9 protein-coding genes and 1 pseudogene are annotated in these 12,622 nt (G+C 72.3%); 5 read left to right on the forward strand and 5 right to left on the reverse strand.

All coding sequences use genetic code 11. From position 1 onward, the window contains the following. Positions 1-266 precede the first annotated feature (266 nt). The 4 genes from B7767_RS00610 to B7767_RS00625 all read right to left on the reverse strand — a co-directional run bounded on the left by B7767_RS00610 (position 267) and on the right by B7767_RS00625 (position 6,477). Positions 267-1,334 (reverse strand): helix-turn-helix domain-containing protein, encoded by a 1,068-nt coding sequence (locus B7767_RS00610; protein WP_306297927.1) that lies wholly within the window; start codon positions 1,332-1,334, stop codon positions 267-269. A gap of 139 nt (positions 1,335-1,473) precedes the next feature. Beyond that, on the reverse strand, positions 1,474-2,727 hold the full coding sequence (locus B7767_RS00615) for an ABC transporter substrate-binding protein (protein ID WP_085570341.1): 1,254 nt from the start codon (positions 2,725-2,727) through the stop codon (positions 1,474-1,476). Positions 2,728-2,907: 180 nt separating this feature from the next. After that, positions 2,908-3,645: an alpha/beta fold hydrolase gene (locus B7767_RS00620; protein WP_256923273.1), complete on the reverse strand. Its 738-nt coding sequence runs from the start codon at positions 3,643-3,645 to the stop codon at positions 2,908-2,910. A gap of 87 nt (positions 3,646-3,732) precedes the next feature. Then, positions 3,733-6,477, reverse strand: a complete 2,745-nt coding sequence (locus B7767_RS00625) for a helix-turn-helix transcriptional regulator (protein WP_085570342.1) — start codon at positions 6,475-6,477, stop codon at positions 3,733-3,735. Positions 6,478-6,884: 407 nt separating this feature from the next. On the opposite strand from B7767_RS00625, the gene B7767_RS00630 reads away from it, so the two are divergent. Then, a complete protein-coding gene (locus B7767_RS00630; RefSeq protein WP_085570343.1) occupies positions 6,885-7,721 on the forward strand; it encodes an alpha/beta fold hydrolase in 837 nt (278 codons plus the stop codon). A 267-nt stretch (positions 7,722-7,988) separates the two neighbouring features. Here B7767_RS00630 and B7767_RS00635 read toward each other — a convergent pair whose 3' ends face one another. Then, the gene (locus tag B7767_RS00635; protein ID WP_003992141.1) at positions 7,989-8,426 is read right to left on the reverse strand and encodes a hypothetical protein; all 438 of its coding nucleotides are present in this window, start codon (positions 8,424-8,426) and stop codon (positions 7,989-7,991) included. Between the two features lie 476 nt (positions 8,427-8,902). On the opposite strand from B7767_RS00635, the gene hemL reads away from it, so the two are divergent. From hemL to B7767_RS47630, 4 genes and pseudogenes are all read left to right on the forward strand, one after another. Next, positions 8,903-10,219, forward strand: coding sequence for a glutamate-1-semialdehyde 2,1-aminomutase (gene hemL / locus B7767_RS00640; RefSeq protein WP_085570344.1), 1,317 nt, complete (start codon positions 8,903-8,905; stop codon positions 10,217-10,219). A 41-nt stretch (positions 10,220-10,260) separates the two neighbouring features. Continuing rightward, positions 10,261-10,908 carry a histidine phosphatase family protein gene (locus B7767_RS00645; protein WP_179166985.1) on the forward strand — a complete coding sequence of 216 codons (648 nt, stop codon included), beginning with the start codon at positions 10,261-10,263 and terminating at the stop codon, positions 10,906-10,908. 246 nt (positions 10,909-11,154) lie between these two features. Beyond that, positions 11,155-12,426, forward strand: coding sequence for a hypothetical protein (locus tag B7767_RS00650; protein ID WP_085570346.1), 1,272 nt, complete (start codon positions 11,155-11,157; stop codon positions 12,424-12,426). Positions 12,427-12,492: 66 nt separating this feature from the next. Continuing rightward, a pseudogene (locus B7767_RS47630) lies at positions 12,493-12,622 on the forward strand (TlpA family protein disulfide reductase); the annotation flags it as partial.

The raw sequence follows: 12,622 nt of genomic DNA on the forward strand, positions 1-12,622 counted from the left end.
TCGACGGCCGAGTCCGGCCCGGTCCCCGCTCGCGGCGCGTGTCTTCCGCGCGCTGTGGACCGCCCGATCCGTCCGCGGCGTCGGCGGCCGGACGCGGACCGTGGGCGCGCGGTGGCTGCGGGCCGGGCGGTTCGCCCTGCTCGGCGTCTCCTCCGTGCCGCCGTTGCGGTACGAGCGGGACGGTTCGCCGCAGGAACGCGGTGACCGGCGGCTCCGCCGCGTCGACGGAACGTTCCCTCATCTCCCCCCGGAAGGCGGCCGGTTCCTCAGGCGTCCTCGGGCGAGGTGCGCTGCGGCGCCGGTTCCCGGGCCGCACGCCATTCGCGGGGTGCCATGCCGTAAGCGGTCCGGAACACCCGGCTGAAGTGCGCGGCGCTGGTGAAGCCCCACCGGTGTGCCACCGCGGCGATCGTGGCGTTCCCGTGCAGCGTCAGGTCGCGTCGGCACGCCTCCAGGCGACGGCGCTGAATCCACCGGCCGACTGTGGCGTCCTCGCTCTCGAACAGCTTGTGCAGGTAGCGCAGGGATATGTGATGGGCCTCGGCGATGGTCTGCGGGGTCAGGCCGGGGTCCGCGAGGTGCCGGTCGATGAACGCCCGGATCCGCAGCAGCAGTGCCCGGTTCCCGCCGGGCGCGTCCTCGGCCGTCCGGCCGAGCACCTCGTCGGCCAGCACATCGAGCAGGTCCACCACGTTGCGGGCCATCAGTTCGCCGGTGCGCGGCGCGCAGTTCCCGGCGCCGTCCACGAGTCCGGCCAGGAAGGGCGAGAGCAGACCGCCGAGAGGCGTGCCGGGACCGAGGGGACGGGCGGTCACGTGAGCCATGTCGGGCTCGCTCAGACTCAGGACGTCCCTCGGCAGGACGAGGGACTTGGTCCGGAAGGGCCGGGGGAGGGACAGCCGCAGAGGGCGTGCCATGTCGTGGACGAAGATGTCCCCGGCGCTGAGGAGCGCCACCCGGCCGTCCTGCTCCAAGCGGCCGGCCCCGCTGTCCAGCAACGTGACCACGACGTACCCGCTTCGGCCGTCCCGTGCGACGAGCCGGCGCGTTCGTACGGCGGTCAGGGCGTCCCCGGTCACGGTGACGGCCCGGAGCCGGCCGAGCGGTGTCGTACTGACCGTGCCGGTGTCCGTGTCCTCGGGGACGGTCATGTCCACGGTGCCGAACGTCCGGGACAGAGTCGCGCGCGGGCACGCCCGCCGGTGCGGCGGGTCGACGGTGCGGGGACCGCGGGGGGTTCTTTGTTCTCGGGTGTCCGGGACCACTGTCCTCATGTCCTTCGGCCGGTGTGTGCCTTCCTCATCACCGTGCCAGCGGGTACCGGTCCGGCACATCGCGTGAACCCGCTAGATCGAGTCCCCGACCGGAAGGGGCGTCGTGTCACCCGAGGGCTCCCCGGTGATGCGGCGCCGGGCAACGTCCGGTGCGGCGGCAGGAGTCCACGCGGGACGCCGCCTCCCGGGGCCGGACGGGTCAGTCGCCGGTCGCGATCCGCTGGGCGTGCCGGAGGGCTTGTTCCGGCGTCTGCTCCCCTGCCAGCGCGGACTGGATCGCGGTGTAGATCCCGGTCGCTGCCCTGGGCCACCTGGCGCCGAGTTCCGCGGTGCGGGTGCGCGCTCCTTCCACGCTCTCCACGAAGACGGCCAGCGACGGGTTCCGTTCGGCATACCGGGCGACGACCTCGGTACGGGAGGGAACCGTGAAGTGCTGCTCGGCCAGGGTGAGCGTGTTCGCGGGACTGTTCAGGCAGGCGAGCACCTGGGCGGCCTTCTGCTGCCGGGCCTCGGAGGGGCCCTGCGGGACGGTCCACACCTCACCACCCAGAGGGGTGACCGGTTTCTGCCCCGTCCGGGGCACGGGGACGGGAGCCACTCCCCAGTTCAGGTCCTCGTCCGCGTTCAGCGCGGGGATCCGCCACGGACCGTTGATCATCATGGCCGTCCGTCCGGCGGCGAACTGGTCGTGGACCTCAGCCTGGGTCCAGTTCAGCACCGACCTCGACATGGACCCGCTCGACACCAGATCGACCCACAGCCGCAGCGCCTGCGCGGCCTGCGGGGTGTCCAGTCGTCTCTCGTCCCCGCCGTTGGACCACAGGAAGGGCAGGAACTGCCAGCTGCTTTCGAACGTGGCACTCGCGTCGACCGCCATGCCGTATCTTCCCGGGCGCGTCAGCCCGGCAGCGGCTTCCCTCAGGTCGTCCCACGTCCTCGGTACGGCGACACCGGCCTCGGCGAGCATGTCCTTGTTGTAGAAGAGGGCGACCGTGCTGACGTAGGGAGCCAGCCCGTACACCTCTCCCTCGTACGTGCCCGCCGACAGGATGCCCTCGGCGAAGCCGGTGGTGTCGATGCCGTACCGGTCCAGCGGGGTCAGCGCGCCGGTCCGGGCGATCTGCTGGAGGTCGGCGTTGTCCAGCATCAACAGGTCGGGGAGGGTCCGCGAGGAGGCCTGCCGCAGCACTCTGGGCACGAGGGAGGCCGGTGGGACGCTCGTGTGCTCGACCTCGACGCCGGCCGCCTTGCCGCAGGCTCCCAGCATTTCGTTCCACTGGGCGTGCTCGGATTCGTCGGTGTAGTAGTCGAGTACGGTGATGGAGGTGACCTCACCCGCGGCGGACCCGGTGCCGGACCCGTCGGCGCATCCGGTGACGGCCAGGGTGAGCGTCAGAGCGGCGGCCGCGTGGGTGGAGACGCGCCAGGTCCGCCGTCCGGCCGCTGAGATCATGCTGATGCCCTTACCGAGTGGCTGTTCGGGGCTGAGGCCGCAGCGCGGAGGCGGGACTCCGAGGGCCGTCGGGGTCGCCCGGACCGGTGACTTCCGTTCGAACGCATCCTAAACGGTCTCGGCGGGCTCACGACGCGGGTGTTCAGGAGGCAGGGCTTCGCGCAAGGGGCGTCGTCGCGGTCAGGGGCACCGGCTCCACTCGGCGGCTTCGAGGATCATCGCCACCACGGCGTCGGGCCGGGACAGAAGCACGGCGTGCGATCCGTCCACCACGTGCTCGGCTGCCGCCATGCGCTGGGCCATGAAACGCTGGGCGGTGGGGTTGAGCATCCGGTCTGCGGTCGCGATCGCGTACCAGGACGGCGTGGAGGTCCAGGCGGGACTGCCCGTCCGGCCGGTCAACGCGCGGCAGGCGATCGGGCGTTGGGCTGTGGCCAGCACCGCTGTGACGTCGGGCGGGAGGTCGGCCGCGTACACCTGGGGGAACAGGTCCTCACGCAGGCGGATTCCGCGTTCCGGGCGGCCGGGAGTCCGCGCGGGGAGGTCCGTGGTGACGATCGCACCGGCCACCGGCGCGGGGGCGAAGCGGTTCACCACGTCCAGGACGCACTCGCCCGAGTCGAGACCGAAGGCCGCGACGTAGCACAGGGCCACGACGTTGTCGGTGCCGGTGGCGGCCTGTGTGATGACCGCTCCGCCGTAGCCGTGGCCGACCAGCACGACGGGGACGCCGATGCCCCGGACCACGCTCCTGATCCGGGCGGCGTCCTGTGCCGGATCGCGCAGCGGGTTCGCCGGGGCGAGCACCGTCCGTCCGTCGTCGTGAAGGAGGCCGGTGACCTCCGCCCACGACGACGCGTCCGTGAACGCACCGTGCACGAGCACGACGGCCGGCGATGCGTGGCTGGGTCCGTGCATGCCGGTGACCTCCGACCGGTTGGGGGATCCCTCAGCCAAGCGCATCCGGTCGCGGCGGCGCATCGCGTGAACGTACCAGCCCGCCCGTCAGTCCTCGGGCAGGGTCGTGACCAGATTGGCGAGCTGCACCCGGGAGTTGACCGACAGCTTGCGGAACACGGACGTCAGGTGGGTGTTGACCGTGTGCGGGGAGACGACGAGCAGGTCGGCGGCCGACCGGTTGGTGTGGCCCTGGGCCACGAGGCGCGCGATCTTCCTCTCCGACGCGGTGAGGGCCTCCCAACCCTGCACGGGCCGCTGGACGTTCGCCGGCCTGCGACCGCCGGCCCCGGTCTTCTCCAGGTCGCGCTGCACCCGTGCCGCCGCGGCGCGGGCGCCCGCCGCGGTGAAGGTGTCGCGGGCCCGGGTCAGCGCGGTCACAGCCTGACGTCTCCGGTCCGCCGCCAGGAACATCCGTCCGAGATCCGCCGCCGCGGCGGCCCTGACGAGAGGGCGAGGACCCGAGTCGAGCACTTCCACGGAGCGTTCGAGCGCGGTGGGATCGTTCCTGACGAGTCCGAGGGCGTGCGCCGCGACACCTCTGGCGGTCGGCACGGCGGGGTTGCGTCCGGCGTGGGCCGCGGCCTGTGCGGCCAGTTCCCCGGCCAGCTCCCCGTCGGCACCGCTCAGTGCCATGCGGATCGCGTGGCCCGTCCAGTCGCGCAGGACGCGCCAGCGCATGAAGGGGCCTTCCCGTTCCACCTGGCGGATCCTGTCGACGGCGAGGCCGGTGTCCCCGTCGGCGTCGGCGTGCAGCGCTTCGAGGAAGCGCACCGCGGCCGTGTTGCCCGGGTTGGGTTTGGCCTCCAGCCCTTCCCGCGCCGCGGCCAGATGCAGCCGCGCGGCGTCCCGGTCACCGCACAGCAGGGCGATCCAGGAGCGGATCACACGGCCGTTCACCTGCTGGACGGGGGCGTGGACCTCGTTCTCCAGGCGCTCCATGGTCGCGAAGGCGGCGTCGGCGTCGTCGAGCCGGCCCAGACCCAGGTCGTGCTGGCCCTGTGCCCACAGCAGCATCGCCTGACGCGTCGTACCGGCCTCCGTCGCCCGCAGGAGCAGCCGTGCACCGGCGTCGAAGTCGTCCATGTGCAGGTGCGCGACGATCTCTTCGGGCAGGAAGGCGGAATCGACGGCGCTCAGCGCGGCGAAGCGGTCCAGCGCGAGCGCGTTCTCCCCCGCGTTCTGGGCGATCTCGCCCAGCCCGGACAGGGCCAGGGTGTGCGCGTCCCGGTCACCGGCCTGGACGGCGGCCCGCAGCGCGGCCTCACCGGCCTCGCGCGCGGCCACCAGATCGTGGTCCCGGGACAGGGCCAGAGTGCGCAGGGCGGTCAGCCTCGCGGTGATCCGAGGGGCGGCACCCGCCAGGGCGAGGGCCGCCTCGGCCCGTCGCCGCAGTTCCCCCGCGCGGTCCATGTTCCACAGGGCCCCGCCGAGGCCGGCCTGGAGCCGACCGAACTCCTCCAGCGGCGGCCTCTCGGCCAGCAGCCGGTCGCCCGTGGCCAGGGCTTCCCCGTTCCGGCCGGCCCGGGTCAGGCAGAGGATCGTCTGCTCTCCCACGGCGTACCTGAGGGGCCGGGCGGACGGCACCAGCTCCAGCGCGCGGGTCATCAGGTCGGCCGCGAGCCCCGGCGTGACCGGCAGGACGTCCTCGGCCGCGCGCCGCAGAAGCGACACGGCCTCCTCGTCCCCGGGCGTCGCCCCCCTGAGGATGTGCGGCACCGCGTCGACCGGGGGGCGCCCCGCGGCGACGAGACCGCGGGCGGCCTCCCTGTGCAGGGCTTTCCGGGCCGAGGGCGAGATGTCGACGTACACCGCCTGGCGCAGCAGATCGTGCCGGAAGACCAGACGGTCGCCGTCGTCGTCCAGGATCCCGGCGCCTACGGCCTCGTCGAGGGAGGTGATCAGCGTGGCGGCAGGCCGGCCGCAGAGCGCGGCGGCGTCGTGGAAGTCGAACCTGCGCCCCAGTACGGCGCCCATCTGGAGGAAGCGCAGCGTGTCGGCCTGCAGTGATCTGAGCCTGCCGCGCACCCCCACCACGAGTCCGCGGGGCACGGGGTCGTCCGAGGGTTCGGCGTCGCGCAGGGCCGTGAGCATCTCGACGGCCAGGAACGGGTTCCCGCCCGCTCCGTCGAGCAGGTCCCGTACCCGCTCGTCGGCTGCCGTACCGAGGGTGTCGTCGGCCAGTTGGGCGATCGCCGCGCCGGACAGGGGTCCCAGGGCCACGGTGACCGCCGGGAGGCTGCCGTCCGCGGCCGCGACGATCTCCTCCGCCGGGCCCGCGGGCTCCCGGCGCCCGGCCAGTAGCCACAGCACCGGCGACGTCCGCAGGCGGGCCGGAAGCTGCTGCAGGGCGAACCGGCTCAGCGGATCGGCCCACTGCACGTCGTCCAGGCCGATCAGGACCGGCATGCCGCCCGCTCGGTCCTCGATCGCCCCCGCCAGGCGTTCCACCAGCCAGATCCGCTGGTCGTGGTTGCGGGCGAGGTCGGCGAAGGTGTCGGCGGACAGCAGTGGCCGGTCACCGTGCAGGACACACGCCGCCAAGGACGAGAGCGGCACTATGCGGTGCAGCTCGTCGGCCTTGCCGATGCCGACGGAGTAACCCGCCTCCCGGGCCGTGGAGATGGTCGCCGCGAGCAGCGTCGTCTTGCCGATGCCCGGCTCGCCCTGGATGAGGGCCAGTCCGCTGCTTCCCGTGCGGGCCACGGAGGCGACCAGCGCTTCGAGCTCCCCCAGTTCGTCCTCCCGACCGCGCAGACCGCTGCGGGACAGCGGACCGCCCTCCCCTCCCATGGATGAATGACCCTTCCCGTCCGGGCTCGTCCGCCGGGACCGCCGCCTGGCGCAGCGGGTGTGCGTGAAGCCGGAGCCTGTGGCCGGGTCCGACGAGCGCGGTGCGACTGCGGGGGAGGCGGTGCGCCGGCGAGCCGTTGTCTCTCCGTGCACTGTAACCGGTCCCTGCGTGCACCGGGCGGCGCCTGCGCAGGTCAGGACGCTGCCGCAGAGGGAGACGGCGGAGATCCGGAGGACGCCGGGGCGTTCCGCACGGTGACGGCCACGGTGCGTCCGCCCTCCGGCGCGCACGGGCAAGAAGCGATGCGCTCGAGGACAACACGGGGGGAGGGGGCGGTCCTAGCGTCGTCCCGTCCCGTGCCGCGCACCCGAACGCGCACCAGCCCCACCGAACGAAGGAAGAGACCTTGCCTTACATCACCGTGGGTCAGGAGAACTCCACCGCCATCGACCTGTACTACGAGGACCACGGCACCGGTCAGCCGGTCGTCCTCATCCACGGGTTCCCGCTCGACGGACACTCCTGGGAACGGCAGAGCGCGGCGCTGCTGGACGCGGGCCACCGCGTGATCACGTACGACCGCCGCGGATTCGGGCAGTCCGGACAGCCGACGACCGGGTACGACTACGACACCTTCGCGGCCGACCTGAACACCGTGCTGGAGACCCTCGACCTCCGGGACGCCGTCCTGGTCGGTTTCTCCATGGGCACCGGTGAGGTCGCGCGGTACGTGTCCACCTTCGGCTCCGCCCGGGTCTCCAAGGTCGCCTTCCTGGCCTCGCTGGAGCCCTGCCTGCTGAAGACCGACGACAACCCCGACGGGGCCGCTCCCCGGGAGTTCTTCGACGGCGTCGTCGCGGCCGTCAAGGCCGACCGCTACGCGTACTACACGGAGTTCTACAAGGACTTCTACAACCTGGACGAGAACCTCGGTTCCCGGATCAGCGAGGAGGCCGTGCGCAACAGCTGGAACGTCGCGGCGGGCGGCGGCTCCCACGCCGCGGCTGCCGCGCCCTCCACCTGGTACACCGACTTCCGGGCCGACATCCCGGCCATCGACGTGCCGGCGCTGATCCTGCACGGCACGGGCGACCGCATCCTGCCGATCGAGGCGACGGGGCGGCCCTTCCACAAGGCGCTGCCGTCCGCCGAGTACGTGGAGATCGAGGGCGCCCCGCACGGACTGCTGTGGACCCACGCGGAGGAGGTCAACGCCGCGCTCCTCGCCTTCCTCCGGAAGTGACCCCGAACGCGGGCCGCTCGACGGGCCCGCGGACCGCGGCCGTCCACCGGGATCACCGGGACAAGTGATCTTGGCGGACGGCCGCGCGTTTGTGACGTGGCCCGCCCGGGGCGGGCGAGGCCCCGGCCACGGAACGCGCCCGGGGCATCCCCCCGGCGCATCGGAGCCGCGGCGGGGACCACCGTGCCCCGGCCGCCCGAAGACCCCACCCCGGCGCGGAGAAGGGCGAGGCCCGAAGACCCCGCCCGACCCCCACGAAACCCCGGCTCAGGGCCAGACCAGGCAGTACGCCTGATGCCCCGCCTCGTGCAGCCGGTGGCTGAAGTCCTGCCACTCGTGCAGCAACTGGTACACGTTGAACGCGTCCCGCGGGCCGCCGCGGTCCGGGACCGTCGACCAGATGAAGGCCGCCGCGCCGACCGCCTCCTCGCCTATGCCGCGCAGGGGGTCGACGACCGTCATGGGGAGTTTCACGACCGCGTAGTCGGGGTGCAGGACGACCAGTTCCAGGGGTGGGACCTTGTGCAGGGGGACGCCCTCGATGCCCGTGAGGACCATCGCGGCCATGGTCTCCGGCTTGATCTTGGTGAACATGCCGTTCATGCCGAGCTCGTCGCCGCCGAGTTCCTCGGGGCGCATCGATATCGGGACGCGGGCCGCGGTGGCGCCGTCCGGCGCGCCGAAGTACTTGTACGTCACCCCCACCCGACCACCATTCCTGCTCCCCGCCCCCTTCAGGGGGTCGATCCGCTCCGGCTCGCCGCGTGTGCGACGCGTCTCGTCCGTGTCCTCCGCCTCGCGCCGCCGGTGCCTTCCCCGCCGGGCACGTCGAGGACCCAGGTCATCAGTCCCCTCGCCCAGTCCGCCACCGCGATGCATATCTCCACCCGACTGCTTTTCTAGGACGCGTGGCCCCCGCCGCGCAACCCGATCATCGTGTCAGTGACCTCCCCCACGGCCGCCCGCCGAAACGTGCGGTGAAACATCTGCCCGCGGGGTGTCCGCAGCCTCCGGCCGGCCCCGGCCGTGTGAGCTGTGTGTATCAGACGTCAGTTTCGCAGATCACGGCCGAACGGGGGCCGGATGCCGCAGGCCGCCCCTGGCCTACCCTGGACACGTCATACGCACCCGGAGCCGGGAAGCCCCCGGAATGTCGGAGAAGGTCGGAGAAGTCGCAGGTCATGAGCGAACTGCCATATTCATACGAAGCCCGAGCCTCGCAGGCGCTGTTCGACCGTGCCGCGGCCGTCACGCCCGGCGGCGTGAACTCGCCGGTGCGCGCCTTCCGCGCCGTCGGCGGCACGCCCCGGTTCATGGTGTCGGGCACCGGCCCGTACCTGACCGACGCCGACGGACGCGAGTACGTCGACCTGGTCTGCTCCTGGGGGCCGATGATCCTCGGACACGCGCACCCCGAGGTGATCGCCGCCGTACAGGAGGCCGTCGCACGCGGTACGTCCTTCGGCACGCCCGGTGAGGGCGAGGTCGCGCTCGCCGAGGAGATGACCGCCCGGATCGAGCCGCTGGAGCAGGTGCGGCTCGTCTCCAGCGGCACCGAGGCCACCATGTCGGCGATCCGCCTCGCGCGCGGCTTCACGCAGCGCACCAAGGTGGTCAAGTTCGCCGGCTGCTACCACGGGCACGTCGACTCGCTGCTCGCCTCCGCCGGCTCCGGGGTGGCCACGTTCGCGCTGCCCGACACGCCCGGCGTCACCGGCGCCCAGGCGGGCGACACCATCGTGCTGCCGTACAACGACCTCGACGCCGTGCACGCCGCCTTCGCCGCGCACCCCGGTGAGATCGCCTGCGTGATCACCGAGGCGTCGCCGGGCAACATGGGCGTCGTACCGCCGCTGCCCGGGTTCAACCAGGGGCTGAAGGACGCGTGCGCCGCGAACGGCGCGCTGTACATCTCCGACGAGGTCATGACGGGGTTCCGGACCAGCCGGGAAGGGTGGTACGGCGTCGACGGCGTCCGCCCCGACCTGATGACCTTCGGCAAGGTGATGGGCGGCGGCTTCCCGGCCGCGGCCTTCGGCGGGCGCGCCGACGTGATGGGCCACCTCGCCCCCGCCGGGCCCGTCTACCAGGCCGGCACCCTCTCCGGGAACCCCGTCGCCACCGCCGCCGGGCTCGCCCAGCTGCGGCTGCTCGACGACGCCGCGTACGAGAAGGTGAACGCCGTCTCCGGGCAGATCCAGTCCCTCGTCACCGAGGCGCTGACCAAGGAGGGCGTCGCGCACACGCTGCAGAACGCCTCCAACATGTTCTCCGTGTTCTTCACCGACCGCCCGGTGCGCAACTACGAGGAGGCGAAGGCGCAGGAGTCGTTCCGCTTCACCGCGTTCTTCCACTCCCTCCTCGCGAACGGCGTCTACCTCCCGCCGTCGTCCTTCGAGTCCTGGTTCGTGTCCACCGCGCACGACGAGAAGGCCGTCCAGCGGATCGCCGACGCCCTTCCGGCGGCGGCCCGAGCGGCAGCGGAGGCGACCGCGTGAGCACCGTGAAGAAGGACGACGACGTCACCGTCGTCCACCTCATGCGGCACGGCGAGGTCGAGAACCCGGACGGCGTGCTGTACGGCCGTCTCGCCGGCTACCACCTCTCCGAGCTGGGCCGGCGCATGGCCGACCGGGTCGGCGAGCACCTCGCCTCCCGCGACATCACGTACGTCGTCGCCTCCCCGCTGGAGCGGGCGCAGGAGACGGCCGAGCCCATCGCCAAGGCGCACGGCCTGGACATCGCCTCCGACGAGCGGCTGATCGAGGCGGAGAACGTCTTCCAGGGCAAGACCTTCGGCATCGGTGACGGCGCGCTGCGCCGCCCGGCCAACTGGAAGCACGTCGTCAACCCGTTCAAGCCGTCCTGGGGCGAGCCGTACGTCGACCAGGTCATCCGCATGATGGGCGCGCTGAACGCGGCCAAGGACGCGGCGCGCGGACACGAGGCGGTGCTGGTCAGCCACCAGCTGCCGATCTGGATCGTGCGGTCGTACGTGGAGAAGCGGCGGCTGTGGCACGACCCGCGCAAGCGGCAGTGCACGCTCGCCTCGCTGACCACCTTCACCTACCAGGGCGACAGGATCGTCTCCGTCGGCTACAGCGAGCCGGCCCGCGATCTCGTCCCCGCGCATCTGCTCGCGGGCGCCAAGCCGGTGAAGGGGAAGAGCAAGGCCTTCGGGGCGTGACACCCGCCGTCCCGGACCGGCGTGACGCCCGCCGTCCGGGACCGGCGTGACGCCCGCCGTCCGGGACCGGCGTGAGGCCCGCCGTCCCGGACCGGCGCGGCGCCCGACGGGAACCACGCTTTCGAAAACCGTTGCGAAACCCCCGCATCCGTCCGGGAACCCCCGGCTCCGTCGCGTCCTCTGAGTGAGTGACCACCAGAGGACGTGACGAACGGGGTTGCCATGCGCAGTCTCACCCGTAGGGGAATGCTCGGGCTCGGGGCGGGGGCCGCTGCCGCCGCCTCGCTGGCCGGCTGCGGCGGCCACAAGGACTCGGACGGCCCCGGCGGTTCCCGTCCTTCCGAGGGCCGGTCCGGCACACCGGAGCCGGACCCGAAGCCGACCAGGACGGCCCGCCCGATCGGCGACGGCTCCACCTCCTTCACCGGCAAGCAGCCCCACCAGCCCGAGGCGCCGGTGCCGCTGGAGCCGGGCCAGACCCCGCCGCAGTTCGTCGTCTTCTCCTGGGACGGGGCCGGCGAGGTCGGCAACGGCCTCTTCCCGCGCTTCCTGGACCTCGCCAAGGAGCACGGCGCGTCCATGACCTTCTTCCTCTCGGGCCTCTACCTGCTCCCCGAGTCGAAGAAGCGGCTCTACGACCCCCCGAACAACCCGCGCGGCGCCTCCGACATCGGCTACCTCACCGACGGCCACATCAAGGACACGCTGAAGAACGTCCGCCGTGCCTGGCTCGAGGGGCACGAGATCGGCACCCACTTCAACGGCCACTTCTGCGCCGGCTCCGGCAGCGTCGGCAACTGGACCCCGCAGCAGTGGCGCAGCGAGATCGAGCAGGCCAAGTCCTTCGTCAAGGAGTGGCGGACCAACTCCGGCTGGACCGACCTGGAGCCGCTCCCCTTCGACTACGACAAGGAGCTCGTCGGCGCCCGCACGCCCTGTCTGCTCGGCCAGGACAAGCTGCTGCCCACCGCCCGCGAGCTCGGCTGGCGCTACGACTCCTCCTCGCCCGGCGGCCGCCAGGTCTGGCCGTCGAAGAAGCAGGGCATATGGGACCTCCCCCTGCAGCAGATACCGTTCCCCGGCCACTCCTTCGAGGTCCTCTCGATGGACTACAACATCCTCGCCAACCAGTCGGTCAACTCGACCAACGCGCCCGCCCACAACCACCCCGGCTGGCGACGGCAGGCGGCCCAGGCGTACATATCCGGCTTCAAGCGGGCGTACGAGTCGAACCGCGCGCCGTTCTTCGTCGGCAACCACTTCGAGCAGTGGAACGGCGGCATCTACATGGACGCCGTGGAGGAAGCGCTCAAGCACATCGCGCGGGAGAAGGAGAAGGGCGGCGACGTGAGGCTCGTCTCCTTCCGGCAGTTCACCGACTGGCTGGACGTGCAGAAGCCGGAGGTACTGGAGCGGTTCCGCACCCTGGACGTCGGCGAGGAACCGGCCGGTGGCTGGAAGGCGTTCGCGAAGGACACCGGCACCACCACCGGAACGGGCCCCGGCAACGCCGCCTGATATGCGGGTTTCCGCCCGCAAGGGGGGTGCTCAAGATCCCGGGAACGGGCATGCGAAACTTTTCACATGAGTGCCGCCAGCCGCGCCCCCCAGCGCTCGAACCGAGCCCCCCGCGCACGCCGTCGCGTCCTCCTGGCCGCCGCCGGCGCCGCCGCGGCCGCGCTGCTCGTCTCCGCGTGCGGCTCGGGCGGGACGT

The sequence above is a fragment of the Streptomyces sp. 13-12-16 genome (assembly GCF_002114215.1).
GTDB lineage: Bacteria > Actinomycetota > Actinomycetes > Streptomycetales > Streptomycetaceae > Streptomyces.

Excerpts from the sequence above, each read along its gene's own strand:
- B7767_RS00650 (WP_085570346.1), top strand. The coding sequence starts at position 11,155 with ATGCTCGGGCTCGGGGCGGGGGCCGCTGCCGCCGCCTCGCTGGCCGGC.
- B7767_RS00645 (WP_179166985.1), top strand. The coding sequence starts at position 10,261 with ATGCGGCACGGCGAGGTCGAGAACCCGGACGGCGTGCTGTACGGCCGT.
- B7767_RS00615 (WP_085570341.1), bottom strand. The coding sequence starts at position 2,727 with ATGATCTCAGCGGCCGGACGGCGGACCTGGCGCGTCTCCACCCACGCG.
- hemL (WP_085570344.1), top strand. The coding sequence starts at position 8,903 with ATGAGCGAACTGCCATATTCATACGAAGCCCGAGCCTCGCAGGCGCTG.
- B7767_RS00625 (WP_085570342.1), bottom strand. The coding sequence starts at position 6,477 with ATGGGAGGGGAGGGCGGTCCGCTGTCCCGCAGCGGTCTGCGCGGTCGG.
- B7767_RS00610 (WP_306297927.1), bottom strand. The coding sequence starts at position 1,334 with ATGTGCCGGACCGGTACCCGCTGGCACGGTGATGAGGAAGGCACACAC.
- B7767_RS00620 (WP_256923273.1), bottom strand. The coding sequence starts at position 3,645 with ATGCACGGACCCAGCCACGCATCGCCGGCCGTCGTGCTCGTGCACGGT.